At 66.1% G+C, this 25,054-nt stretch carries 26 protein-coding genes; 11 read left to right on the top strand and 15 right to left on the bottom strand.

Annotated elements, in window-relative coordinates; translation table 11 throughout:
• Nucleotides 1-277: 277 nt before the first annotated feature.
• The 10 genes from rfbB to WS61_RS30510 all read right to left on the bottom strand — a co-directional run bounded on the left by rfbB (nt 278) and on the right by WS61_RS30510 (nt 9,557).
• Nucleotides 278-1,294, bottom strand: a complete 1,017-nt coding sequence (gene rfbB / locus WS61_RS30555) for a dTDP-glucose 4,6-dehydratase (RefSeq protein WP_059506150.1) — start codon at nt 1,292-1,294, stop codon at nt 278-280.
• Complete coding sequence (gene rfbD / locus WS61_RS30550; RefSeq protein ID WP_059506148.1) at nt 1,291-2,175, bottom strand: dTDP-4-dehydrorhamnose reductase; 885 nt, start codon at nt 2,173-2,175, stop codon at nt 1,291-1,293. Before rfbD ends, rfbB begins: the two co-directional genes overlap by 4 nt.
• Nucleotides 2,172-2,753: a dTDP-4-dehydrorhamnose 3,5-epimerase gene (gene rfbC, locus WS61_RS30545; RefSeq protein ID WP_059506146.1), complete on the bottom strand. Its 582-nt coding sequence runs from the start codon at nt 2,751-2,753 to the stop codon at nt 2,172-2,174. Before rfbC ends, rfbD begins: the two co-directional genes overlap by 4 nt.
• Nucleotides 2,750-3,646 carry a glucose-1-phosphate thymidylyltransferase RfbA gene (gene rfbA / locus WS61_RS30540; protein ID WP_059506144.1) on the bottom strand — a complete coding sequence of 299 codons (897 nt, stop codon included), beginning with the start codon at nt 3,644-3,646 and terminating at the stop codon, nt 2,750-2,752. Before rfbA ends, rfbC begins: the two co-directional genes overlap by 4 nt.
• Before the next feature lie 108 nt (nt 3,647-3,754).
• A complete protein-coding gene (locus WS61_RS30535) occupies nt 3,755-5,152 on the bottom strand; it encodes an MFS transporter (RefSeq protein WP_059506143.1) in 1,398 nt (465 codons plus the stop codon).
• Entirely contained in the window at nt 5,149-5,868 is a 720-nt protein-coding gene (locus tag WS61_RS30530; RefSeq protein WP_059506141.1) for an ABC transporter ATP-binding protein, read from the bottom strand. The genes WS61_RS30535 and WS61_RS30530 overlap by 4 nt, the downstream gene beginning before the upstream one ends.
• Nucleotides 5,865-6,650, bottom strand: coding sequence for an ABC transporter ATP-binding protein (locus WS61_RS30525; RefSeq protein ID WP_059506140.1), 786 nt, complete (start codon nt 6,648-6,650; stop codon nt 5,865-5,867). The genes WS61_RS30530 and WS61_RS30525 overlap by 4 nt, the downstream gene beginning before the upstream one ends.
• Entirely contained in the window at nt 6,647-7,534 is an 888-nt protein-coding gene (locus tag WS61_RS30520) for a branched-chain amino acid ABC transporter permease (RefSeq protein WP_095211869.1), read from the bottom strand. The genes WS61_RS30525 and WS61_RS30520 overlap by 4 nt, the downstream gene beginning before the upstream one ends.
• Nucleotides 7,527-8,420, bottom strand: a complete 894-nt coding sequence (locus WS61_RS30515) for a branched-chain amino acid ABC transporter permease (RefSeq protein ID WP_059506137.1) — start codon at nt 8,418-8,420, stop codon at nt 7,527-7,529. The genes WS61_RS30520 and WS61_RS30515 overlap by 8 nt, the downstream gene beginning before the upstream one ends.
• A gap of 36 nt (nt 8,421-8,456) precedes the next feature.
• Nucleotides 8,457-9,557 carry an ABC transporter substrate-binding protein gene (locus WS61_RS30510; protein WP_059506135.1) on the bottom strand — a complete coding sequence of 367 codons (1,101 nt, stop codon included), beginning with the start codon at nt 9,555-9,557 and terminating at the stop codon, nt 8,457-8,459.
• A gap of 318 nt (nt 9,558-9,875) precedes the next feature.
• Here WS61_RS30510 and WS61_RS30505 point away from each other — a divergent pair, with 318 nt between their 5' ends.
• From WS61_RS30505 to WS61_RS30460, 10 genes are all read left to right on the top strand, one after another.
• Nucleotides 9,876-10,226 (top strand): RidA family protein, encoded by a 351-nt coding sequence (locus WS61_RS30505; RefSeq protein WP_179949723.1) that lies wholly within the window; start codon nt 9,876-9,878, stop codon nt 10,224-10,226.
• Nucleotides 10,227-10,249: 23 nt separating this feature from the next.
• Complete coding sequence (locus WS61_RS30500; protein WP_059506133.1) at nt 10,250-11,494, top strand: D-amino acid dehydrogenase; 1,245 nt, start codon at nt 10,250-10,252, stop codon at nt 11,492-11,494.
• Entirely contained in the window at nt 11,491-12,288 is a 798-nt protein-coding gene (locus WS61_RS30495) for an aspartate/glutamate racemase family protein (RefSeq protein WP_059506131.1), read from the top strand. Before WS61_RS30500 ends, WS61_RS30495 begins: the two co-directional genes overlap by 4 nt.
• Before the next feature lie 90 nt (nt 12,289-12,378).
• Complete coding sequence (locus tag WS61_RS30490) at nt 12,379-13,080, top strand: GntR family transcriptional regulator (protein ID WP_059506129.1); 702 nt, start codon at nt 12,379-12,381, stop codon at nt 13,078-13,080.
• Between the two features lie 155 nt (nt 13,081-13,235).
• Entirely contained in the window at nt 13,236-14,120 is an 885-nt protein-coding gene (locus tag WS61_RS30485) for a glycosyltransferase family 2 protein (protein WP_059506127.1), read from the top strand.
• Nucleotides 14,121-14,198: 78 nt separating this feature from the next.
• Entirely contained in the window at nt 14,199-15,134 is a 936-nt protein-coding gene (locus tag WS61_RS30480; protein WP_059506125.1) for a dihydrodipicolinate synthase family protein, read from the top strand.
• Nucleotides 15,135-15,238: 104 nt separating this feature from the next.
• The gene (gene rhmD / locus WS61_RS30475; protein WP_059506123.1) at nt 15,239-16,417 is read left to right on the top strand and encodes an L-rhamnonate dehydratase; all 1,179 of its coding nucleotides are present in this window, start codon (nt 15,239-15,241) and stop codon (nt 16,415-16,417) included.
• Between the two features lie 93 nt (nt 16,418-16,510).
• On the top strand, nt 16,511-17,299 hold the full coding sequence (locus WS61_RS30470; RefSeq protein WP_059506121.1) for an SDR family NAD(P)-dependent oxidoreductase: 789 nt from the start codon (nt 16,511-16,513) through the stop codon (nt 17,297-17,299).
• Between the two features lie 17 nt (nt 17,300-17,316).
• The gene (rhaM, locus tag WS61_RS30465; RefSeq protein ID WP_034209484.1) at nt 17,317-17,631 is read left to right on the top strand and encodes an L-rhamnose mutarotase; all 315 of its coding nucleotides are present in this window, start codon (nt 17,317-17,319) and stop codon (nt 17,629-17,631) included.
• Nucleotides 17,632-17,719: 88 nt separating this feature from the next.
• Nucleotides 17,720-18,616 (top strand): amidohydrolase, encoded by an 897-nt coding sequence (locus WS61_RS30460; RefSeq protein WP_059506119.1) that lies wholly within the window; start codon nt 17,720-17,722, stop codon nt 18,614-18,616.
• Between the two features lie 209 nt (nt 18,617-18,825).
• Here WS61_RS30460 and WS61_RS30455 read toward each other — a convergent pair whose 3' ends face one another.
• Nucleotides 18,826-19,680: an SDR family oxidoreductase gene (locus tag WS61_RS30455; RefSeq protein WP_059506117.1), complete on the bottom strand. Its 855-nt coding sequence runs from the start codon at nt 19,678-19,680 to the stop codon at nt 18,826-18,828.
• A gap of 139 nt (nt 19,681-19,819) precedes the next feature.
• Here WS61_RS30455 and WS61_RS30450 point away from each other — a divergent pair, with 139 nt between their 5' ends.
• On the top strand, nt 19,820-20,155 hold the full coding sequence (locus WS61_RS30450) for a helix-turn-helix domain-containing protein (RefSeq protein WP_257127382.1): 336 nt from the start codon (nt 19,820-19,822) through the stop codon (nt 20,153-20,155).
• A gap of 376 nt (nt 20,156-20,531) precedes the next feature.
• On the opposite strand, the gene WS61_RS30445 is transcribed toward WS61_RS30450, so the two are convergent.
• The 4 genes from WS61_RS30445 to WS61_RS30435 all read right to left on the bottom strand — a co-directional run bounded on the left by WS61_RS30445 (nt 20,532) and on the right by WS61_RS30435 (nt 24,173).
• Nucleotides 20,532-20,846: a hypothetical protein gene (locus tag WS61_RS30445; RefSeq protein WP_059506115.1), complete on the bottom strand. Its 315-nt coding sequence runs from the start codon at nt 20,844-20,846 to the stop codon at nt 20,532-20,534.
• Nucleotides 20,847-20,978: 132 nt separating this feature from the next.
• Complete coding sequence (tkt, locus tag WS61_RS30440; protein WP_059506113.1) at nt 20,979-23,024, bottom strand: transketolase; 2,046 nt, start codon at nt 23,022-23,024, stop codon at nt 20,979-20,981.
• A 562-nt stretch (nt 23,025-23,586) separates the two neighbouring features.
• Complete coding sequence (locus WS61_RS36130) at nt 23,587-23,970, bottom strand: PIN domain-containing protein (RefSeq protein WP_095211868.1); 384 nt, start codon at nt 23,968-23,970, stop codon at nt 23,587-23,589.
• Nucleotides 23,967-24,173 (bottom strand): DUF2191 domain-containing protein, encoded by a 207-nt coding sequence (locus WS61_RS30435; protein ID WP_059506299.1) that lies wholly within the window; start codon nt 24,171-24,173, stop codon nt 23,967-23,969. Before WS61_RS30435 ends, WS61_RS36130 begins: the two co-directional genes overlap by 4 nt.
• Nucleotides 24,174-25,054 lie beyond the last annotated feature (881 nt).

Below are 25,054 nucleotides of genomic sequence, written 5' to 3'. Positions count from 1 at the left end.
AAACACGCAGCGCGTCAACCGCGACTGCCTTGAGCGATACCTAAAATAGGATACGTCGAGTGAATTTCAAGGGGGGGAGGGCGTCATTCCGGCCCAGGCCGGTCGACCTTCGCGCCGATTGCATTCAGTCGTCGAACGGACGGCGCAGAGTCGTAGCCGGCGGGCCGCATACAAAGCTTTCAAATCGAAAGATTCGCGGGCGCCGCAGCAACCGGGCTTGCCTATCGGCCTCGCTCAGAAGCACGGCGCGACATCGACGTGCCGTGCGCCGCCGCCTCTACACATACCAATCCAGCGTCTTCACGATCCCCGTTTCGAAGCTCTCCACCGGCCGCCATTGCAGTTCGCGGCCGAGCTTCCCTGCGTCGATCGCATAGCGCCGGTCGTGACCCGCGCGATCGGTGACGAACCGCACGAGGCGCGCATGCGGCGCGTGTTCGGGCCGTCGCGCGTCGAGCAGCGTACAGATCAGCGCGACGATGTCGACGTTGCGCCATTCGTTGCAGCCGCCGACGGTGTAGGTCTCGCCGACCGTCCCGCGCCGGATGACCGCATCGATCGCGCGGCAATGGTCGTCGACGTACAGCCAGTCGCGCACGTTCGCGCCGTCGCCGTACACGGGGATGTCGGTGCCTTCGATGCAATGACGAATCACGGTCGGAATGAACTTCTCGCCGTGCTGGCGCGGCCCGTAATTGTTCGAGCAGTTCGTCGTGGTGACGGGCAATCCGTACGTATGAAAATAGGCGCGCACGAGATGATCCGAGCTTGCCTTGGTGGCCGAGTACGGAGAATTCGGCGCATACGGCGTCGTTTCGGAAAACGGCGGGTCGTCGGGGCCCAGCGAGCCGTACACCTCGTCGGTACCGATATGGTGAAAGCGGCGGCGCGCGTGAGCGTCGGCCTTGCCCAGTTTTTGATCGTTCAGCCACAGCTGGCGGCACGCATCGAGCAGCGTCCAGGTGCCGAGCACGTTCGTGCGGACGAATTCGCCGGGGCCGTCGATCGAGCGGTCGACGTGGCTTTCGGCCGCGAAGTGGACGACGGTGTCGATCGCATGGTCGCGCAGCAGCGACTCGACGAGCGGTCGGTCGCAGATGTCGCCGAGGACGAACCGATGACGATCGGCGCCCGGCAAGTCGTCGCCGAGATTGTCGAGGCTGCCCGCATAGGTCAGCAAATCCAGCGTGGTGACGCTGAGCTGCGGATCGCTTTCGAGCAGATGACGAACGAAATTGGCGCCGATGAAACCGGCGCCGCCCGTCACGAGAACATGTTTCGGTCGATAGCTCATGTGGTTCGCTTCCAGGTGGCAAACACTTCGGTGAGACCCGCGATCCACGAAGGCGATTCGACCCCGAAGTGTTCTCGCAGGAGGCTGCAGTCGAGCGCGGAATTCGCCGGTCTCGGCGCAGGCAACGGATAGGCGTCGGTCCGGATCGGCCGGACCCACGGCACGCGATCGATGAGGCCGGTGCGCCGCGCACCGGCGAAGATCGCTTCGGCGAAGCCGTGCCACGTGGTCACGGGCGTGCCGCACAGGTGATAGGTGCCCCAGCGCAGCCCTTCGCCGGCCCGGTATCGCGCCGCGATCGTCAGCAGCGCGTCGGCGATCGCACCGGCATGCGTCGGCCCGCCGTACTGATCGGCGACGACGCCGACGACCTCGCGCTCGCGCGCCAGGCGCAGCATGGTGCGCACGAAATTGCTGCCGTGCGCGCCGAACACCCATGCGACTCGCAGAATCAGATGACGGTCGGGCAGCCGCTCGCGCACCGCTTCCTCGCCCGCGAGCTTGCTCCGGCCGTACGCGCCGAGCGGCGCGACGGCGGCGGTTTCCGCATACGGGCCGGGCATGCGGCCGTCGAACACGTAGTCGGTCGACAGATGAATCAACGGAATGCCGAGCGCGGCGCACGCGTCGGCCAGCACGGCCGGCCCGTCGCGGTTCGCGCGCCAGGCTGCATCGGGCTCGGCCTCCGCGCGGTCGACGGCGGTCCATCCGGCGGCATTGATCACGAGCGAGGCCCGGTGTTCGTCGAGCGCGCGGCGCACCGCGCCTGCATCGGCGATGTCGAGCGCGGCGCGCGACAGCCCGACGAGCGGCTGCCGACCCGCGCGCAGCACCAGTTCGCGGCCGACCTGGCCGAGCGCGCCGGTCACGACGATCGTCATCGCGCCTCCCCGTATGCCGGCAGCAGCGCCGGCTCGCCGGCGGCCAGCTCGGCGAGCGGAGGCTGCCGACGATCCTTGTCCGACAGCTGATACGGCGCGCCGGCATCCGGCCAGTCGATGCCGATCTCCGGATCGTCCCAGCGCACGCCCGCATCCGAATCGGGATCGTAGTACTGCGTGCACTTGTACGTGAAGTCGGCCTCGTCGGACAACACGCAAAAGCCGTGTGCGAAGCCGGGCGGAATCCATAGCATCCGGTGCGATACGTCGTCGAGCTGCGCACCGAACCAGCAGCCGAAAAACGGCGAGCCGCGCCGGATGTCGACGGCGACGTCGTACACCGCCCCGCGCGCCGCGTGCACCAGCTTGCCTTGCGGATTCACCCGCTGGTAGTGCAGCCCGCGCAGCACGCCGCGACGCGAGCGCGACTGGTTGTCCTGGACGAAGGTGGCGTCGACGCCTGCGTCGCGCAGCCAGCTTGCGCGGAAGCTTTCGACGAAGAAGCCGCGTGCATCGCCGAACACGCCGGGCTCGATCACCAGCACGCCGGGCAACGGCGTTTCGATCACGCGTGTCATGCCGCGACCTCCTTGCTCAGCAGATCGAGCAGATAGCGGCCGTACCCGCTTTTCGCGAGCTTGTGGGCGAGCGTTTCGAGCCGCTCCGCATCGATCCAGCCGAGCCGGTACGCGATTTCCTCCGGGCACGCGATCTGCAGGCCCTGCCGTGCCTGCATCACCTGGATGAAATTGGCCGCGTCGAGCAGCGATTCGTGCGTGCCGGTGTCGAGCCATGCGTAGCCGCGCCCGAGGATCTCGACATTCAGCGCGCCGCGCGCGAGATACGCGAGATTCAGGTCGGTGATTTCCAGTTCGCCGCGCGCCGACGGTCGCACGGCCTTCGCGAGTTCGACGACGTCGTTGTCGTAGAAATAGAGGCCGGTGACCGCATAGTTCGACTTCGGCTCGCGCGGCTTCTCCTCGAGGTCGATCGCGCGGCCATCCGCGTCGAACGACACGACGCCGTAGCGTTCCGGATCGCGCACGTAATAGCCGAACACGGTCGCGCCGGTCGTCCGCGCGGCGGCCTGTTGCAGCAGCGACGACAGCGCTGGCCCGTGATAGATGTTGTCGCCGAGCACGAGCGTCGCCGCGTCGCGACCGATGAACGGCGCACCGATCACGAACGCCTGCGCAAGACCGTCTGGGCTCGGCTGCGCCGCATACGAAAAGCTCATGCCCCACTGGCTGCCGTCGCCGAGCAGTTGCTGGAACGCGTCGAGATCGCGCGGCGTCGAGATGATCAGCACGTCGCGGATGCCGGACAGCATGATCGTGCTGAGCGGGTAATAGATCATCGGCTTGTCGTACACCGGCATCAATTGCTTCGATACCGAATGCGTGAGCGGATGGAGCCGGGTGCCCGAGCCGCCCGCCAGAATCAGTCCTTTACGGCCAATCGCTGTTTGCATGAGGTCCCTCGCTGCAAGAGGAAAAATGCGTGCGTGATACGCGGAATACACCGAATGCTTCGATTGCACCGACTGCGCCCGATGGCCGTCGATACCGTGCGCGCCCGGCTACGGCTGCTCGGCCCCCCCGGCGTGAATCGCGCGAAATACGATCGCGAAGCCGAACGCGTACAGCGCGGCGATCACCGCGAAGCCGGCGGCCGTCGCGCGGTCCGGGTCGTCGATCACGTGCAGGATCACCGACGCGATCGCGATGCCGACGAGCGAACCGATCTGCCGGCTCGCGTTCAGCGACGCGGCGGCAAGGTTCGCGTCCGCCGCATCGGCCGACTGCATCACGACGAGATTCATCGCCGGAATGGCCTGCCCGGCGCCGAAGTTCGCGAGGCCGACCGCGACGGCCAGCACCGGATACGGCATCGCCGAGACGCCGACGAGCGCCACGCTGCCGAGCGCGGCGAGCGCGAGCCCGACGAGCAGCGTGCGGCGCGGGCCGAGCCGGGCGCTGACCTTCGCGGACGCGAGATTGCCGATGCCGAACATCGCCATCAGCGGAAACAGCTCGAATCCGGCGACGAGCGCGCTCGCGCCGCGCACGTTCTGCAAATAGAGGCTCAACAGAAAGATCTCGGCGAGAATGCCGAAGTTGATCGCGAGGCCCAGCATGCTGCCCGCGACGAAACGCCGGTTCGCGAGCAGCGCCGGCGACAGGATGCGCGAGTGCGCGTAGCGCTCGCGCAACGCGAATGCCGCGGTGGCGGCCAACGTCGCGGCCACGCCGGCGACGATCGACGGCGAGCGCCAGCCGGCGCTGGGCCCTTCGATCAACGTGAAGCTCAACGCGGCGAGCGCGAGCGCGCCGAACAGATGGCCGAGCGCGTTCAACGGGCCGGGATGACGCGGCGCCCGCGCGATATGCCGGTGCGTGAGCCACAGGCCGGCCGCACCGACCGGCAGGTTCACCCAGAAGATGCCGCGCCAGCCGATCGCGTCGACCAGTACGCCGCCGACGCAGGGGCCGAGCGCCATCGCGGCCGACACCAGCGCGCCCCAGATGCCGATCATCCGCGTGCGCATCGGCCCCGGTGGGAACGCGAGCGTGAGCAGGCTCAGCGAGCTCGGCATGAAGAGCGCCGCGCCGACCCCCTGTGCGAGGCGCGCCGCGACCAGTGCGCCGCTGGACTGCGCGGCCGCGCACAGCACCGATGCGCCGACGAACAGCGCGAGGCCGGCGACGTAGACGGCCTTCGACCCGTAGCGGTTCGCGAGCGCGCCGCCGAGCAGCAGCAGCGCGGCGAAGCTGAGCGTGTACGCATCGACGACCCACACCAGCGCGGTCAGCGACATCGACAGGCTGGTTTCCATGGCCTTCAGCGCGACGTTGACGATGGTTACGTCGAGCATGGCCATCACGAAGCCGCACGCGAGCGCGACCATCACGAGCACGGGGCGCGCCGCGGCGGATGGGTATGCGCCGGCGGCCGGCGTGACGCTCCCGCCGCTCATGCGGCTCTCCCGCCGAGGTACAGGCGTCGCATCTCGTCGCTGTCGAGCAACGCGGCCGCGGGGCCTTCGAGCGCGACGCGCCCCATCGTCAGCACGATGCCGCGATCCGCGATGCGCAGCGCCTCGATCGCATTCTGTTCGACCATCAGCACGCCGATGTGCTCGGTGTCGCGCATCCGGACGATCGCGTCGAACACCTCGTCGACCATCTTCGGCGACAGGCCGGCCGACGGCTCGTCGAGCAGCAGCAACACCGGGCGCGGCATCAGTGCACGCGCGAGCGACACGATTTGCCGCTCGCCGCCGGACAATGCGCCCGCGAGCGACTGGTAGCGACGCCGCAGGACCGGGTACTGCTCGCACAGTTCGTCGATCCGCGCCTCGCGCGGAAACGCGGACATCGACTGGCCGCCGAGCATCAGGTTTTCCCGCACGGTCAGCGACGCGAACACGTTGTCGGTCTGCGGCACGAAGCCGATCCCGTACTCGCGGATCTTTCGATGAACCGGCACGCGTGCCACGTCCGTGCCCTGGATCGTCACACTGCCCGCACGCGGCAGCACGAAGCCCGCGATCGCCTTCAGCAGCGTCGATTTTCCGCAGCCGTTCGGGCCGAGGATCGTCACGATGTCGATGGCGCCGACCGTGAGCGACACGCCATGCAGGATGTCGACTTCAGGCGTATAGCCGGCGACGAGTTCGCGCACGTCGATCATGACGCCTCCAGCGGACGAGGGGCGGCATGGGCACGCCCGAGATACGCGTCGAGTACGCGACGGTTGCGCTCCAGCTCGGCCGGCCGGCAGTTCGCGATCGTCACGCCACGGTCGAGTACGACGCAGCGGTCGCACAGCTCGCGGATGAAATGCATGTCGTGCTCGATGACGACCAGCGTGACGCCCTGTTTGCGAATCCGTTGCAACTCGTCGATCAATTCGCCGCGCAGGTTCGGGTGCACGCCGGCGGTCGGCTCGTCGAGCAGCAGCAGTTTGGGCTCGGTCATCATCGCGCACGCGATGCCCAGCAGCTTCTTCTGGCCGCCGGAAATCGACGCGGCGCCAAGGTGCGCGACGCCGGACAGTTTCAGTTCGTCCAGTAACGCGGCGGCGCGTGCACGGGTATCGGCATCGAGCGCGCGCGTCGCACGGCCGCGCCAGAGGGCGGCGGCGATTCCGTGGCGGGCGGACGAAGCCGCCATCGCGAGTTCGAGCACCGACATGCGCGCGGGCATCGACGGCAACTGGAACGTGCGGCGTACGCCCAGCCGCGCGATCTGATGCGGCGACAGCGTGTCGATCCGCCGACCGTCGAAGCGGATGGCGCCCGCCGCGAGCGGCGCGAAGCCGGTGATCGCGTTGAGCGCGGTGCTCTTGCCGGAGCCGTTCGGGCCGAGCAGTCCGACGATCTCGCCGCCGTCGACCGACAGCGTGACGCCGGACAAGACGACGTTCTCGCCGTAGCGGATCGTCACGCCGTCGAGATCGAGCAGCGCGCTCATGGCCGCACCTCCAGGCGTTCGGGCACGAGCCCGTGCGGCCGCCACAGCACGCACGCGAGCAGCATCACGCCGACTAGGCCCAGCCGCACCGCGCCGGTCAGGTCGCTGCCGACGTCGAGCCAATCCTTGAGAAACGGCGCGAGCGCGTAGACGGCCTGCACGATCAGCGTGCCGACCAGCACGCCCAGGTGGCTGCCGAGGCCGCCGACCATCACGACGGTCCAGAGCGCGAAGGTCTCGGACGCGATCATCGCGTCCGGCCCGACATAGCCGATGTACCACGCGGCGAGCGCCCCGGCCAGTGCGGCGGGAAGCGCACCCGCGATGCATGCACGCGTCTTCAACGCGAGCGGATCGTAGCCGAAGCAGACCGCGAGCGCAGGTTCTTCGCGCATCACCTTCAGCGCGCGGCCGAAGCGGCTCGCGGTCAGGCGCCGGTACGCCGCGTAGGTGAGCGCGAGGCAGCCAGCCGTGACCGCGAGAAAGGCGAGATCGGCCCACGGCGCGCGCAGCCCGGGGAACAGCGGCGCGATCCCGCCGATGCCTTGTGCGCCGCCGGTGAGCCAGCTTTCGTTGAGCGCGATCGTGCGCAGGATCTCGGCGATCGCGAGCGTCGCGATCCCCCAGTAGTCAGCGGAGAGCTGCCGCCCGAGCCGCGCGACGACGACCGCCAGCGCACCCGCGGCGGCCAGCGCGAGCGCCAGGGCCGACGGCAACGGCCAGCCGAGCTGCGACGCGATGCCGGCCGCGTACGCGCCGAGCCCGCTGAACGCAATGAAGCCGAAATTGACGAGTCCCGCATAGCCGGCCTGCAGGTTCAACCCGAGCGCCATCGTCGCGTACAGGCAGCCGACGGTCAGCAGATGGATGACGAAGCTAGACACGCCGCACCTCCCGATCGAAGATGCCATAGGGCCGGAAGATCAGTGCGGCGAGCAGGATCGCGAACGACACCGCGCCGACGTACTCGACCGGAAAGAATTGCATCGGCCGATCGACGAGCCCGCCGAAATCGACGTTCAGTGCGACGGTTTCGGCCACCGCGATCAACAGCGCGCCAGCCGCGGCGCCGAGCGGGTTGCCGAGCCCGCCCAGGATCGCCGCGGAAAACACCGGGATCAGCAAGCCATAGCCGAGATTCACATGCACGCTTTCGGTGGCGCCGAGCATCGTGCCGCCGAGCGCCGCCAGCACGCCGCTCGCGAACGTGATCACGTTGGTCACGCGCGTCGCGTCGATGCCGGTCGCGAGCGCCAGCGCGCGATTCGACGCGAGCGCACGCATCGCCCGCCCGAGCCCGGTGCGGTACAGCAGCGCCGCGAATATCGCGAGCGCGCCGGCGCCACATGCGATCGAGCCCAACTGCGGCGTGGACAGCGCGACGCCGGCAATCACCATCGGCGGATGCACGTCCTGCGCATACTGCTGCGGCCGCGAGCCGGCGACGCCGAGCACCAGCGCGACCGCGAGCATCGAGATCGCGAGCGAGCCGATCATCGCCACCGCGCTGCCGGAGCGCAGCAGCCTCGCGAAAACGAGCAGGTTCAGCAGCGTCGCGGCGGTGCCGACCAGCGCGCAGGACACGGCCGTCGCGAGCGCGAACGGCAGCCCGGCGCGTTCCAGCCAGAGCGTCGCGAATGCGCCCAGCATCGCGTACTGGACATGTGCGATGTTGGGAAAACGGATCAGCGAATAGAGCGTCGACAGGCCGACCGACACCAGCAGCAGATCGGCGGTGCGGATCAATACGTCGACAATGAATGACAGCATGGCGATGTCCTCGGGTTCGTCCAGGCGGGCGGTCGTTCACTGCTGCGCGACGACCGATTGGCGATAGACCACCTTCTCGTACGGCTGGACTTCCCGCTGGCCGTCCGCATCGAACGCAATCGCACCGGTCACGCCGGTATACGATTTGCCCAATGCCGCGAGCGCCGTGCGAATCTTCGCCGGGTCGACGGACTGCGCGCGGCCGATCGCCGCGGCGGACAACAGCGTCGCGTCGTACGCATAGCTGCCGAACGCCGAGCGCGGCGCCTCGTTGTATGCGGCCTGATAGGCGCTCGCATACGCTTTCGCGCCCGCGCCGAGCGCGGCGACTTCGAGGCCGATCTGGCCTTGCGCGATCTGCGCGGGCGTGTCGCTCGTGCACATCGTCAGGTAGATGCCGTACCACGGATGCTGGTTGAGCCGCATCTCGAATGCCTGCCGGTTCAGCGTCGCGGCCTCCTGGCCATAGGCGCTGTAGACATACGCGTCGGGCTGCGCGCGCGATGCCTGCTCCAGTTCGCGGCGATAGGTCGATTGTCCTTCCGTGTAGAGCACGGTCGACACCACCGTGCCGCCGAGCGCCTCGAAACGCTTCTTGAATTCGCCCGCGATGCCCTGGCCGTAGCCGTTGTTCGGCGCGATCAGCGCGATGCGGCGCAGCTTGCGGGCGTATACGTCCTGCGCGGCGAAGCGCGCGGACAGGTCGTCCAGCCCGATCACGCTGAACGAGCCCGCGCCGATCTTGCGCACCTGCTGACTCGACGAGCCGATGTTGATGTGCACGTCGCCCTGACGCACCAGGAACTGTCCGACCGGAATCGTCACCGACGACGAGAACTCGCCGAGCACGACGGGCACGTGTTCGACGGTCGCGAGCTTGCGCGCGGCGTCGAGCGCGGTATTGGCCGAGCCGCCCGAATCCTCGATGCGCACGGCGAGCTTCTGGCCCAGCACCCCGCCTTTCGCATTGATTTGCGCGACGGCGAGTTCGATGCCGCGGCGCTGGTCTTCGCCGATGGACGCACTCGCGCCGGTCAGCGGCAGCACCGCGCCCACGCTGACGTCGGCCCGCGCAGCGCCCGACGCAAGTGCACCGAGCGCGATCCAGACACCGACACTCCACTGACTTGCCTTCATCTTCGTTCTCCCGTCGCATGGTCGGCCGCACGGTTGGCGGCATGGTTTGATATACAGAAGTGTCGACAGAATCACAGATCAAAAATCGTTTGCAAATAAATTTTCAAGTCGCTGCGAGGAATCGCGGAATTCTTGTTGTCGGCAGAAAAATCGCCCTGTTTTCATGCATTTATGCACGCCTATAAAGAGCGTGGATAGTCGTGGTGCACGGGCGCGCCAATCTGGCGCAATCGAGAATATTTCTGAAAAAAGTGTATACAGAGGTGAATTGCAGTGCTTAAATCAGCCCAACTCGACACGACCTTGGAGGACTGTCAGATGGTGGAGATCAAGCGATACGGCGCAGGTGAACGGATGAGCCAGTTGGTGGTCGTGGGCGGGCTGGCATTCGTCGCCGGGCAGGTGGCGGACGACACGTCGCTCGACGTTGCGGGGCAGACCCGGCAGATTCTCGACAAGATCGACCGGCTGCTCGAAAGCGCGGGGCTCGACAAGCGCCGGATCGTGTCCGCGAGCATCTGGCTGGCCGACTATCGCAGCTTCGCCGAGATGAACAGTGTGTGGGACGCGTGGGTGCCGAAGGGCGAGCCGCCGGCGCGCGCGTGCGTCGAATCGAAGCTCGCGTTTCCGCAGTACACGGTCGAGATCGCGGCGATCGCCGCGAGCTAGGACCAGGACAGGAGAACCGGACGATGAAGACGATCGTGCTCGGCGGCGGCATCGTCGGCGTGACCACTGCGTATTTTCTCGCGAAGGCAGGCGACGAGGTGACGGTGATCGAACGTCGCGACGGCGTCGCGCTCGAAACGAGCTTCGCGAATGCGGGGCTGATCGCGCCGGGCCATTCGTATACCTGGGCATCGCCGCGCGCGCCCAGGATTCTCTTCAAGTCGCTGTTTGCCGACGGCCAGGCGCTGCGGCTCAAATGGACGCCCGACTGGCGCATGTGGGCCTGGTGCGCGCTGTTCCTGCAGAACTGCACGGCCGAGCGCTCGCGACGCAATACGTCGATCAAGGTGCGGCTGTGTCGTTACGCGCAGCAGCGGCTTCAGCAGGCGACGCGCGACGAACGGCTCGAGTACGACCGGACGAGCGGCGGGCTGTTGTACCTGTATCGCGATCCGGCGTCGTTCGAGCGGGGCGTCGCGAACATGCGGATTCTGACCGACAACGGTCTGCCGCTCGACATCCTGGATGCGCGGGCCACCGTCGAACGCGAGCCGGCGCTGCGCCACGCGGCGGCCGGGATCGCGGGCGCGATCCATTGTCCGAGCGACGAGAGCGGCGACGCGCATCTCTTCACGCGCGCACTCGCCGAGCGCTGCCGCGCGCTCGGCGTCGAATTCCGCTTCGGCGCGTCGATCGACGGCGTGCGCGCGAGCGCCGATGCGATCGACTATGTCGAGACGTCGCAGGGGCGCGTGACCGGCGATCGATACGTGCTCGCACTCGGTGCGTACTCGCCGTTCGTCGCGCGCGCGCTCGGCTACCGGCTGCCGATCTATCCGGTCAAGGGGTACTCGGTCACGCTGCCGATCGGCGACACGCACGAGCCGCCCGCGCTCGGCGGCGTCGAGGAGAACCAGCTCGTCGCATGGGCGCGCTTCGGCGACCGGCTGCGGCTGACGGCGACCGCCGAGTTCAGCGGCTACGACACCACGCATTCGCCGCACGATTTCGCGCACATGCTCGCGACCGCGCAGGCACTGTTCCCGAACGGCGCGGACTACGCGAAGCCGTCGTACTGGGCCGGGCTGCGGCCGATGACGCCGGAGGGCACGCCGATCATCGGCGCATCCCGGCACCGCAACCTGTTTTTCAACACCGGCCACGGCCATATGGGCTGGACCATGTCGTGCGGCACCGCGAAGATCGTGGCGGATCTGATCCACGGCAAGCGGCCCGACATCGACATTACCGGGATGACCCTGCAATGAGCGAACTTCTGTCACCCTCCGAGGCGTCCGATCCGGGCGTCGGCGCCTACGCCCGCTTCGATTTCTCGCTCGACGCCGGCATCGCGCGGCGCGCGGCGATCGGCCTCGTCGTGCTGGCGACCGATCATACGATCGAATACGAGTGGCGGCGTCTGCTCGCGATCGATGGCGTCGCGTTCTACGAAAGCCGGATCGCGAATTCGGCCGAGATCACAGCCGAGACGCTCGCGCAGATGGACGGCGGGATCTGCGCCGCGGTCGAGTTGATCCGGCCGGGCGAGCGGCTCGACGTCGTTGCATTCGGCTGCACGTCGGCGTCGATGGTGCTGGGCGAGGAGCGCGTCTTCGAGCGCATCCGCGAGGCACGGCCCGGCGTCGCGTGCACCACGCCGATCACCGCGGCGCGCGTCGCGCTGACGGCGCTCGGCGCGCGTGGCGTCGCGCTGCTGACGCCGTACGAGCGCACGATCAACGATGCGATGGCCGCGTACCTGCGCGCGCGCGGCGTCGATATCGTGCGGGTCGGCTCGTTCGAGCACCGCGACGACAACGAGGTCGCCCGCATCGAGCGCGCGTCGATCGAGCATGCGGTGCTGACGCTCGCCGCCGATCCGGCCGTCGATGCCGTGTTCGTATCGTGCACGAGCCTGCGCATCGTCGATGCGCTGGCCGACATCGAGGCGCGCGCAGGCAAACCCGTATTGTCGAGCAATCACGCGCTCGCGTGGCACGCACTGCGGCTCGCGGGCATCGACGATCCCGTGCCGGGCTTCGGCAGCTTGCTGATGCGCTGACGCATGGCTCGTGCATGTAACAAGACGCGCGCGGGCGAACTGCCGGTGGATAATGACGCGCGGTGACAACAGGTGGATCCAGGAGACGAGATGTCGACTTCCGTTATGGCTGGCCGGGAGACCGCGGCGCCGATGCGCACGGGCCTCACGGTCAACGAGATTTACGAGCAGTTGAAACAGATGGCCGTGCTGTACGAGATCCGGCCGGGCGAACGGTTCAACGAACTGGAGCTCGCCGAGCGCTTCAACGTGAGTCGTACGCCGATTCGCGAGGCACTGAACCGGCTCGTTGCCGAAAACCTGCTGGTGTTCGTGCCGAACCGCGGTTTCTTCATTCGGGAACTGGAGGGGAAGGATGTGTTCGATCTGTTCGAATTACGTCGCTCGATCGAGACGACCGCGGCGATGCTCGCGTGCGAGCGCGCATCGGACAACGACATCAAGGCGCTGCGACGCTTCTGGAAGCAGGTGATGAAGAATGCCGCGCGAATGTCGTCGTCGGAGCTGGTCGTCAAGGACGAGGAGTTTCACCTGGAGCTGGCCGCATTGTCGGGCAACGCCGAGATCGGCCGGGTGCTGCAAGGAATCAACGCGCGGATTCACTACGTGCGCTGGGTCGATGTCGATCAGCGACGCAACGAGGCGTTTACCGAGCATCTCGAGATTCTCGACGCGCTCGCGGAACGCGATGCGGCACGTTGCGCGGCGCTGACCGACACGCATATCCGCTGGCGGATGGAGGAGATCACGCGCGTCGTCCAGGCAAGCGTCGTCAAGCTGTACGCAAAATAAAACCAGACCGGCCGCGGCGCCTGCGACGCTCGCGCGCAGCACGCGAGCGAGGCAGCGCGGGCCGGTCGACGAGACAAGCAGTCGTGCAAAGGAGGACGGGCCGCCCGGATCGACCGGCGCGGCGCATCGCTACTTGATCGTCACGAGGTGCTGTCATGACACACGGTACGTTGGTCACGCTGTACAAGCCGTCCGCAGCGCAGATCGAGCATTTGCTGACAATGCCCGCGAAAAGCCCCGCCGTCGTCGCGGTCGACAATTCGCCCGTCGCCGATCGTGCGCTGTACGCACGGCTTGCCGAAGGCGGCGTCGACGTGATCGCGAATCACAATCGCGGCGGCATCGCCGGGGCGTTCAACGCCGGCGTCGAATTCCTGATCGGCCGCGGCTGCGACGTCTTCTTCATCTTCGATCAGGATTCGTACGTTCCGGACGACTATTTCGACCGAATGCTGGCCGGTTGCGCGCGGGTGGGCGACAGCCGCTTCCTGGTCGGGCCGCGGATCTTCAACCGCAATTTTCAGCGCGACCTGCCGTTGTTCACGGTGCGCCGCTGGTCCGCGCAGATCACGCCGATCCACGGCGGCGCGCATGGCTTGCTGTCGTGCTCGGTCATCATCTCGTCGGGCACCGCGATCTCGCTCGACGCGTATCGCGCGCTCGGCCGCTTTCGCGAGGATTTCTTCATCGACCACGTCGACGCCGAATACTGCATGCGCGCGCAAGCGCACGGCGTGCCGGTATGCGTCAACGCCGACGTGTCGCTGCCCCACGAACTCGGCAGCCCGTCCGTGCAGCAGCACTGGCCGCGTGTCGAGATATTCGACCAGAGCCCGCTGCGCCACTACTATGCGGCGCGCAACTGCATCCTCGTCGCCCGCGACTACTGGCGGCGCTATCCGGCGATGCTGCTGATCAATCTCATCACGCTCAAGCACGTCGCGTTCGTGCTGCTGCATGCGCGCAACAAGCGTCTGAAGCTGAAGGCGATCTATTGCGGCGTGACGGACGGGCTGCGAGGACGGTACGGGCGCGTGTGACGCGTGATTTATCGTGGTATTGGCGCACGATCCATGCGCCATTAAATTCGGATCACTTATTACAAGAGAGGATTCCAGATGAGCTTGACCAAGCCGATTCACCGCCGCTATACGGGCGCGTTCTCCGTCGCGCCGACGATCTTCACCGAGTCGGGCGAGATCGACATGCCGGGCCAGAAGCGCTGCGTCGACTTCATCATCGACGCCGGAGCGGACGGCCTGTGCATCCTCGCGAACTACTCGGAACAGTTTTCGTTGACCGACGACGAGCGCGAGCGGCTCATCGCGGCGATCCTCGAGCACGTGGCGGGGCGCGTGCCGGTGATCGTGACGACCACGCATTTCAATCCGGCGATCTGCGCGGCGCGCAGCCGCGCCGCACAGGCGGCCGGTGCGGCGATGGTGATGGTGATGCCGCCGTACCACGGCGCGACGATCCGTTGCGGCGAGGCCGCGATCGAGCAGTTCTATGCGGAGCTCTCCGACGCGATCGCGATTCCGATCATGTACCAGGATGCGCCGATGAGCGGCACGCAGGTATCGGCCGCGTTTCTGGCGCGCATCGCGCACACGATTCCGAATCTGCGCTATTTCAAGATCGAGGTGCCGCAATCGGCGGCGAAGCTGCGCGAGCTGATCGCGCTCGGCGGCGATGCGATCGAAGGGCCGTTCGACGGCGAGGAAGCGATCACGCTGCTCGCCGATCTCGATGCGGGCGCGACCGGCAGCATCCTCGGCGGCGGCTACCCGGACGGGCTGCAGCCGATTCTCGCCGCGTATCTGGCCGGGCAGCGTGACGACGCGGTCGCGCGCTATGAGCAATGGCTGCCGTTGATCAATTACGAGAACCGTCAGGCCGGCCTGCTGGCGGCGAAGGCGCTGATGAAGGAGGGTGGCCTGATCGCATCGGACGCGCCGCGCCGCCCGCTCGCGCCGCTGCATCCGGCGACGCGCGCGGGCCTGATCGAGATTGCGCGACGGCTCGACGCATTGGTGCTGCGCTGGGCACGCTGACGCGGCCGCCTCGCGGCACGACGTGGCGATTTGCGCCGTAGCCGGTGCGCACGACGCGTACGGGCGGCCTTCGCACCCGATAACCCAACCAAGGAACCCGAAGAATGAGCATGCCGACGATACGCGCGGTCCGCGCGCTGACGGTGCGTGGTGGCGGTGCCGACTATCACGATCAGGATACCGGTCACTGGATCGACGACCACATTGCGACGCCGATGTCGCGCTACCCCGAATACCGGCAGAGCCGCCAGTCGTTCGGCATCAACGTGCTCGGCACGCTCGTGATCGAAGTCGAGGCCAGCGATGGAACGGTCGGGTTTGCGGTGACGACCGGCGGCGAGATCGGCGCGTTCATCGTCGAGCGGCATCTCGCGCGCTTCATCGAAGGGCAGCGCGTGACCGACATCGAGAAGATGTGGGATCAGATGTTCTACGCGACGCTGTACTACGGACGCAAGGGCGTCGTACTCAATGCGATTTCCGGCGTCGATCTCGCGCTGTGGGATCTGCTCGCGAAGGTCCGGCGGGAGCCCGTGCATCAGTTGCTCGGCGGCAAGGTGCGCGACGAGCTCGAGTTCTACGCGACCGGTGCGCGGCCCGATCTCGCGAAGGAGATGGGCTTCATCGGCGGCAAGCTGCCGTTGCATCACGGCCCGGCCGAGGGAGAGGCCGGCCTGCGCCGCAATCTCGAGGCGCTGGCCGAGATGCGTTCGCGCGTCGGCGCCGATTTCTGGCTGATGCTCGATTGCTGGATGAGTCTCGACGTGCCGTATGCGACGCGGCTCGCGCACGAAGCGCACGCACTCGGTTTGAAATGGATCGAGGAATGCCTGCCGCCCGACGACTATTGGGGCTACGCGAAGCTGCGCCGCGACGTGCCGCGCGGCATGCTCGTCACGACCGGCGAGCACGAGGCGACCCGCTGGGGCTTCCGGATGCTGCTGGAGATGGAGTGCTGCGACATCATTCAGCCGGACGTGGGTTGGTGCGGCGGGCTCACCGAGCTGATCCGGATCTCGGCGCTCGCCGACGCGCGCGGCGTGCTGGTGATTCCGCACGGCTCATCGGTCTACAGCTACCACTTCGTCGCGACGCGGCACAACAGCCCGTTCGCCGAATTCCTGATGATGGCGCCGCAGGCGGATCGTGTCGTGCCGATGTTCGATCCGCTGCTGCTCGACGAGCCGGTGCCGGTCGGCGGACGGATGAAGGTGCCCGACACGCCCGGTTTCGGCGTGCGCCTGAATCCGGACGTGCGCATGCAGCGCCCGTACGAACACTGAGCGCGCGCAGGCGTGCACTCGCATCGTGAGGCCGGCCGGCTCGAACGGCGGCGGCCGCTGCCGAACGCGTGATGGTCGAGAGAGGAGGGCGCAATGACGAAGTTGCTCGAAGACAGGATCGTCGTCGTGACAGGCGGATCGCGCGGGATCGGCCGCGCGATCGCGCTGGCGTGTGCGCGGCATGGCGCCGACATCGTCGTCAACTACTGGACGAACCCGCTGCTGCCTGCGCAGGCCGATCACGAGATCGACGCGCTCGTCGACGCGATCCGCGCGACGGGGCGCGATGCGCTGGCCGTACCGGGCGACGTCGCGCAGCCCGACACGGCCAGCGCGCTCGTCGCGGCCGCGGTCGAGCGATTCGGCCGGATCGACGTGCTGGCGAGCAATGCCGGAATCTGCCCGTTCCATGGCTTCCTGGACTTGCCGCCAGAACTGCTGCAAAGAACGATGGCAGTGAACCTGCACGGTGCGTTCTACATGACCCAGGCCGCCGCACGTCAAATGGCCGCGCAAGGGCGTGGCGGCGCGATCGTCGCGACGAGTTCGATCAGCGCGCTGGTCGGCGGCGGCATGCAGACGCACTACACGCCGACCAAGGCCGGCGTCCATGCGCTGATGCAGTCGTGCGCGGTTGCGCTCGCGCCGCATCGGATTCGCTGCAATTCGGTGCTGCCCGGTACGATCCGCACCGAGATCAACGACGACGATCTCGCCGCGCCCGGCAAGACCGAGTACTTCGAGCGCCGGATTCCGCTCGGCCGCCTCGGCGAGCCGGACGACGTCGCCGACTGCGTCGTGTTTCTCGCGTCCGACATGGCGCGCTACGTGAATGGCGCCGCGCTGCTCGTCGACGGCGGCATGTACGTGAACCTGCAATGACACCGCGAGGCATGGGCATGGAAACGATCGCCTTCAGGATGCGCCTGCACCCCGGCAAGCAGGACGAATACCGGCGCCGGCACGATGCGATCTGGCCGGAACTGGCCGACGCGCTTCGTGCAGCGGGCATCTCGGACTACTGGATCTTTCTCGACGACGACACCCATCACCTGTTCGCCGTGCTCAAACGGCCGGCCGATCATCGGATCGCGCAACTTGCCGAAACGGACGTGATGCGTCGCTGGTGGGCGTACATGGCCGACCTGATGGCGACCGGACCGGACGGACGTCCTGTGGAGAAAGCGCTGGCGCCGATGTTTCATCTGGAATGAGGCCGGCCCGTTCAACGGATCGGCAGCGCTCGACGTGTGCCGAACCGTTGCAGCGGATCATCGTGTCGCATGAACTCACGGAGCCCACATGCAGGTTGTCGATCCCCATGTCCATTTCTGGGACGCCGATGCGCTGAGTTACGGCTGGCTCGATCGCGCTCAGCCGGCATTCTCCGGCGCGGTGGCGGATTTGCCTCGCCGCTACCTGCCCGCGGACCTGCGTGCGGACGCCGGCGCGGATATCGACGTGCTGAAGGTCGTGCATGTCGAGGCGATCCACGATGCGTGGACGACGCCGAGCGAAGTCGACTGGCTGCAGGCGCTTGCCGAGGCGCCGGCGAGCGGCGGGATGCCGGACGGCATCGTCGCCGGCGTCGACCTGTTCGCGCCGGACGCACGCATCCGGCTCGCCGACGCAGCGGCGCATCCCAACGTGCGCGGCATCCGGCAAGTGTTGAACCGGCATCCGGACCCTTGGTACAACTACGTCGACGTGGACTATCTGGCCGAGCCGCGCTGGCGCGAGAACTTCGGCATGCTGAGCGAGTTCGGCTTGTCGTTCGACCTGCAGCTGTACCCGGCCCAGGTCGGCGCCGCGCTCGCCGTCATCGATGCGCACCCGGACACGCCCGTGATCGTCAACCATACGGGCATGTTCGTCGACCGGACCAGCGTGCACGGCTGGCGCGAATGGCGCGACGGACTGCGCGGGCTCGCGCGGCGAGCGAACGTGACGATGAAGCTGTCCGGGCTCGCGATGTTCGACCATCGTTGGTCGGTCGAGAGTTTCCGCCCGTACGTGCTGGAGGCGATCGACGTGTTCGGCGCGGCGCGCTGCATGTTCGCGTCGAATTTCCCGGTCGATCGGCTTCATGCCGGCTATCAAGCGCTCTGGCACGCTTATGCGGAGATCGTCGCGGGCGCCCGCGACGATGAGCGCGAAGCACTGTTCGTCCACAATGCGCTGCGAACTTACCGGTTGTGAGCCACGTGCCACTGTGAACGTCAACGGACGTGCAATGCGCGCGTCGTCGATCGGCGTGATTTGCACCGCGCCGCAACGCGCGCATCCGCCGGTTCCGACGGGCCGCGAGCAGCGGGGCAGCCGGCGAGATCGATGCGGCTGTGCAGGCGCCGGCCACACTGCCCGACGTCGAGCGGTGCTGGCCCGCGCCTTCCCGGAGCTTGCCTGCTTTAACCGCGCAACGCAGTCGCGACGACGTTCGCCAACGGCGTCGTGGGTCGACCGATCAGTCGCGCGAGGGCGCCGCCGTCGTCGAACAGCGCACCGCGCGAGGCGGCCACGTCGGCATCGGCCAGGATGCCGGCAAGCTCGGGCGGCAACCCGGCGCTCGTCAGCGCGTCCGCATAGGCGTCCTGCGCAAGATCGTTGTAGACGACGGTCTTGCCGGACTGCCGCGAAACCTCCGCGGCCAGCTGCGCCAGCGTGAACACATCGTCCGCCGCGAGTTCATACGTCTTTCCTGCGTGGCCGTCCGTCGTCAGTACCACGGCTGCCGCCTCGGCATAGTCCTTCCGCGCGGCGGCAGAGAAGCGCCCCGCCTTGGCGGCCCCGATGAACGCGCCGTGCTCGAGCGCCGCTGGAAGGGCCATCATGTGGTTCTCGGTGTACCAGCCATTGCGAAGGATGACGGCGGGGAGGCCCGACGCCGCAATGACTTCTTCCGTCTGCCGATGCTCGATCGCGAGCCGGGCAGGCGAAGTGTCGGCGTGCAGCATGCTCGTATAGGCGAGCAACGAGACGCCGGCCTGCCCGGCCGCATCGATCACCGCGCGATGCAACGGCAAGCGGCCGGCGACTTCGGTCGACGAGATCAGCAGGAGCTTGTCGACACCGACGAACGCGGTGGCGAGCGTTTCAGGCCGCTTGTAGTCGGCCTCGCGCACCACCACGCCGCACGCCTCGAGGTCGCGCGCCTTCGCGGGATCCCTGACCGCCGCGACGATCCGGCTGGCCGGCACGGTTTCAAGCAACGCGTCGATCACAAGGCGCCCGAGTTGTCCGGATGCTCCCGTTATTGCGTACATGTTCGTTCTCTCCGTGTATCGGTAGGTGAGGTTCCAAGTGTAGGGATGAAGGTTTCCATTGGAAACCACCTATCCATCGGTTACCATCATTTTCAAGTAACCAAATGGAAACCTCGGTGGGACGACGATGGGCTTGAGAATGCGAAAGAAGGTGGAGCCGCTTCCCGGCTGTCCGATGTCGAAATGCATGGCGTTGATCGGCGGCCTGTGGACGCCCGAACTGATCTGGTGCCTGAGCAACGGCCCGCGTCGGTTTTCGGAGTTGCGGCGCGACAACCCGACCATCACCGCGAAGGTGCTGACCGGCAGGCTGCGTGATCTCGAGGAGCGGGGCGTGATCCGGCGAAGCGTGTTGCCGACGTCGCCGCCGTCCGTGGAATACGAGTTGACGTCGCTGGGCCGGGAACTGCTGCCGGCGATTACGTCGATCGTGGAAGTCGGGTCGCGTCTGCTGCTTCGCGACCGGCCTCGCTAGCCATTCGTAACGAGACCGAGAGCCAGCGCTTCAACGAGATTGGTTGAGGAAGATGATGGGCGCTCAGGAAACTATTTCGCGCGACACAGTGCCGGCTGGTCGAAGCAATCGCTCGAAGACGAACGGGTTGGGCGCGCGCCACCTCGTCTTCGTCGGTACTTTCGAGAAGTAAGCATCGCGCGGATTGAGTTCGTCTCCACGGACCTGCTCGGCGCGGAAGGGCGCCCACCATGCTGAAGAGGGCGTGTACGACATTGGCGAGACCTGCACCGGCAACCGCACAGCCCACGATCATGACAAGCGGGTCGCGACTCAACGGGCCGGCCAACAGCCGGCTCGCGGCAATCAATCCGCCCGATCCCGCCGACGCAACGCTTTACGCGTCTTTCAGCCAGGGCATTTCCACGGGTGACACGACCAGTTGCCGGAATTCGCGTTTCAAATCGAAGATGAAGCCGACGAGGATCATGGAGTCGGCGTAAGGAATCGGAAAGACATGCGGATTTTCCGGCGTACGCAGCGGGCGCTCCGGCGTGTCCGCCGTCGCCGCGGCGTTCTCGCGAACGCTTTCCAGCTCGTCGGCCATGGCCGCGCCACTGACTTGTAGCACACGGCTACGCAGGTCGCTGAAGGGCTCGATGCGCGCAGCGTCTTCGTGGTATTCGGGCACTTCATAAACGAACCAGGACATTATCGTCTCCCATGAGAAGGGGCGCTATTCTAACGCTACGCGAGAATCCGCCGAAAATCGACCGCGCCCACTTCTCCAGGCACATCCACGAACCCTGCGAGGTCATCGCATCTCGAGCGGATCGCAGCAATGTCACACTTCGGATAACACCTGATGCGCCGCGCGAACAACCGCATCGACCGTAATGTCGAACTTGTCGTACACGTCCTTGATTTTCCCGGACTCGCCGAAGCTGTGCATGCCGACGAAGCGGCCTTCCGGACCGATGTACCGCTCCCATCCCAGTTCGACCGCCGCCTCGACCGCGACCCTCGCGGGAGAAGCGCCCAGCACGGCCCGTTGGTAATCGCGTGGCTGCTCCTCGAACAGCAGGCGGCACGGCATCGATACGACGGCCGTCGGCACGCCTTCGTGCTGCAGGACGTCGCGTGCCTGGACGGCGAGGTCGACCTCCGAACCTGTCGCGAGCAACGTGAGTTGGCGCGGCCCGCCATCGGCCTCCCGCAAAATATAGGCACCGCGTGCCGACTTGTTTTCGTTTCCAGGCTCGTTGCGCAGGAGCGGGACCGGCTGTCGTGACAATGCGAGGAGGGCAGCCCGGCGGGGCTGTTCGAGAATCAGTTCCCAGCACTCTGCCGTTTCGACTGGGTCGGCTGGCCGATAGACCGCGAGTTGGGGAATGGCCCGAAGGGCGGCAAGGTGCTCGACGGGTTGATGAGTCGGACCGTCTTCTCCGAGGCCGATGGAATCGTGCGTCATCACGAAGATGGACCGCACCCGCATCATCGCGCTCAACCGGATCGCCGGTCGGCAGTAGTCCGAAAAACAAAGGAAGGTGCCGCCGTACGGAATCAGGCCGCCATGAAGGGCAATGCCGTTCATGGCGGCGGCCATGCCGTGTTCGCGGACACCGTAATGAAGGTACGAACCGTTGAACCGGCCGGGCTCGATCGCGACTTGATTCTTCGTTTTCGTATTGTTGGACTGCGTAAGGTCGGCCGAGCCGCCCAGCAATTCCGGAATCGCGTCGACGAGATAGTCGAGCACCGCACCGCTGGCCTTGCGGGTGGCCATGGCACTGCCACCGGCAATAAACGCCTGCCGTGCCGCCGCAATCGCCGCCTTCCAGTTATCTGGAAGCTTTCCGGCATTGCGCCGGTCGAATTCGGTACGCAGCGCATGCGGCGCCTGGCGGACGCGCTCCTCCCACGCGAGCCTCGTCTTGAGGCCACGCGCGCCGATCTCCCGCCATGCTTGCAGCAGGTCATCCGGGATTTCAAACGGCGGCGAATGCCAATCGAGCGCCTGGCGTGCGCCCGAGATTTCACCTTCGCCCGGGGCATCGCTATGGGCTTTCTCGGTTCCAGCCTTCGTCGGAAAGCCGAATCCGATGATCGTCCTGCATGCGATCAAGGTCGGTCGATCATGCGTTGTCCGGGCGGTCTCGATGGCGCTCCGTATCGCATCCGTGTCGTGGCCGTCGATTTCCAGGACGTGCCATCCAGCTGCGTGAAAGCGCTCGATCTCGTTGTCCGAGACCGCGAGTTTGGTGGCGCCGTCGATCGAAATCGAATTGTTGTCCCAGAACGCGATCAGTCGGCCCAACCGGAGGTGGCCAGCCAACGAAATGGCCTCGTGGCTGATGCCTTCCATCAGGCAACCGTCACCGAGAAATACATACGTGTAGTGATCGACGAGATTGTCGCCGAAGTGCGCATTCATGACGCGCTCGGCCAACGCCATGCCGACGGAGTCCGCAATGCCTTGTCCGAGGGGGCCGGTAGTCAGTTCGATTCCCTCGGCGTGCGAGTACTCCGGATGACCGGGTGTCTTGCTGCCGACTTGCCGGAACCGCTTCAGCTCGTCGATGGTCATGTCCGAATAGCCCGTCAGATAGAGAAGGCTGTAGAGGAGCATCGACGCGTGTCCGTTGGAAAGCACAAACCGGTCTCGGTCGATCCAGTGAGGGTCCGATGCATCGAATTGCATGAACTCCTTGAACAGGACCGTCGCGACGTCAGCCAACCCCATTGGCGCACCAGGATGACCGCTGTCGGCTTTCTGGACTGCATCCATGGCGAGGAAGCGGATACAGTTCGCCAGCGCGCGCAGATGGGGGTCTCGTGGGGACGGCACCGCTTTCGCAGTCGTCCCGGAATTTGCGGTGGGATCGCTCATCGGTTCTCCTATGTTGGCTGGGAAAGATGAGGCCACGGTGCAATATGCATACCTTCTCGGCGATGGCGAGGATATGGGGAGATGTTCGAAGCGTTTGCCTTCGACTTAATCGTTGATGGGGGGCGCGTCCCCGTCATTGCCTGGATGCAACGTGTCGGGAAGGATGTCGACCTCGTCTCGGTATCCACACGAGATCCACGCCAACTGCCCCTGCTTTAATAGCGGTTCAGTTCGATTCAGCCCGCCGCGCGACCAACTCGACGCATGCGAAACTTAACGCAGCGTCCGGGATGGGGCGCCACCACACTATGTCCCCAAAGCAGAAAGAGATGGAGCAGGCGCTAAAAGGCATTCTGGATTGGTAACGGGCCGTGACCTATCAACGCCACGCACTGCGGACGTGCAACGAATGGGTAGGCCTGCAGTCTGATCTGGTTTTTCTGGCACTTGCCGCACGGATGGGCGGCCCGCCCAGAAGCGGGCGGCCTAATCGCGAGGAGCGAAGCGGGACCGCGCCTAGGCACGGCGACAGACCGCGCAAAGAAGTCGTCAACTGCTTCGCTCAATGCAGGTCAGGCGGTACGTAGTGAACCCCGAATTGCTCTGCCAGTTGCGCGAGCCGCCGATCGCGCGTCCAGAGTCGGGTGTTCGGGGTCAACAGCACCGATGCAAGCAGCGTGCAATCCACGACACCGCATCCGCGCCCATACAGCCGTTCCCGCTCGATCCAGTCCGCTACTTCGCCTGGCGTCGCGCGGCGCGTTTGGCGCAATAACGCGAGATCTCCCAGCGTTCGTGCCCGCGGTTCGGGCGGCGTCCCGCACGTGAGCTCAAGTATCACCAGTGGATGTGTAAGGACGTTATCGACGCTCAGAAGTTGGATAAGCACTGGTAGTGGCCGCCGGAAATGCTGGGCCCACACAGACGTGTCGACCAACACACTCATCGGACGATTACCTCGGGAGCGCGGCGCGGGACATCTGCCATGTCGGGCGCGCGACCGCCCAGGGCGGCCAGGCGTTGACCGGCCTGGACGCGCACGAAGGTTTCAAGTGCCGTCCGGAATAGGTCGGCCGGCGGCATGCCAGGTTCGGCGAGTTCGAGTGCGCGCGCATAGAGAGCGTCGTCGACGGTGACGGTGGTACGCATGATGGCTCCTTTGATGCTTTCCCGCATCAATTTTAGCATCAATTCAACAGCGATTCGGTCATTGACAAGCGGATCACCAATCGGCCTGAAGTGGGGCCGTGACGCTTTCGCCAAGGAGATCCGACTACGGTGGCGTTAGAAGTTGGCGAACGTCGCTGGCGCCCGCATGGGCAACCGTTTCGATCTCTATGCTCGCACCAAGGCGGGTGTGAGGTGTCGTCAAGCATGTCGTGCCACCACGATAATTGTGTAATGGGCTGCTGCACAATTACCGGCACTGGAAAGCCGTTGCGATTGAAGGCTTATTTGTATTATTTCGGCATAGCCGGAAACCGACATGCCTGCCTAGTCCGGACTGTAAATTTTAACTCGGACCCCAATAAAGCGATAAACAGCATTATGTTAAGTCATTCTGCCAACAGAACCGGTAGGGCTGTCAACATGCCCGCGCTGTCCGATTTGCCCATGATGCTGCGGCTGCCAACAGAGCTTCGGCTCTCGACGAATAGCTCGTGTACTCAGCTACGCAACGCCACGCGCTCGGCGTCAACGCGCTGGGCACGCTCTCGGTACGCATACAGGCAAGATCGCGATACGTCGAATACCGCTCCAGATCGATTCGACTGATTCGCTTGACCGCCCTGACCGACCGGCGTGCCTGCTGCATCTGCGCCCGAAGTGGTCCTGCTTGAAGCGCGTCTACACGAACGGCGCGGCCGATCAGTCATTTGGCGCGGGTGAGGTGCTGGTGCGCGTTAATGTCGGAGTCCGGAAAGGGCGGCGCGTCACGCGTCGCGATAGAGGGCGGCGATCGCGTCCGTATAGGCCGCGACGTTCTCGGGGTTGTAGATGCTGACCGAGTCGAGCACGTGCTTCGCTTG

The organism is Burkholderia sp. ABCPW 11, assembly GCF_001523445.1.
Taxonomy (GTDB): Bacteria; Pseudomonadota; Gammaproteobacteria; order Burkholderiales; family Burkholderiaceae; genus Burkholderia.
Note: the sequence above shows the minus strand (reverse complement) of the source record. Positions and strands in the feature narration are given on the sequence as shown.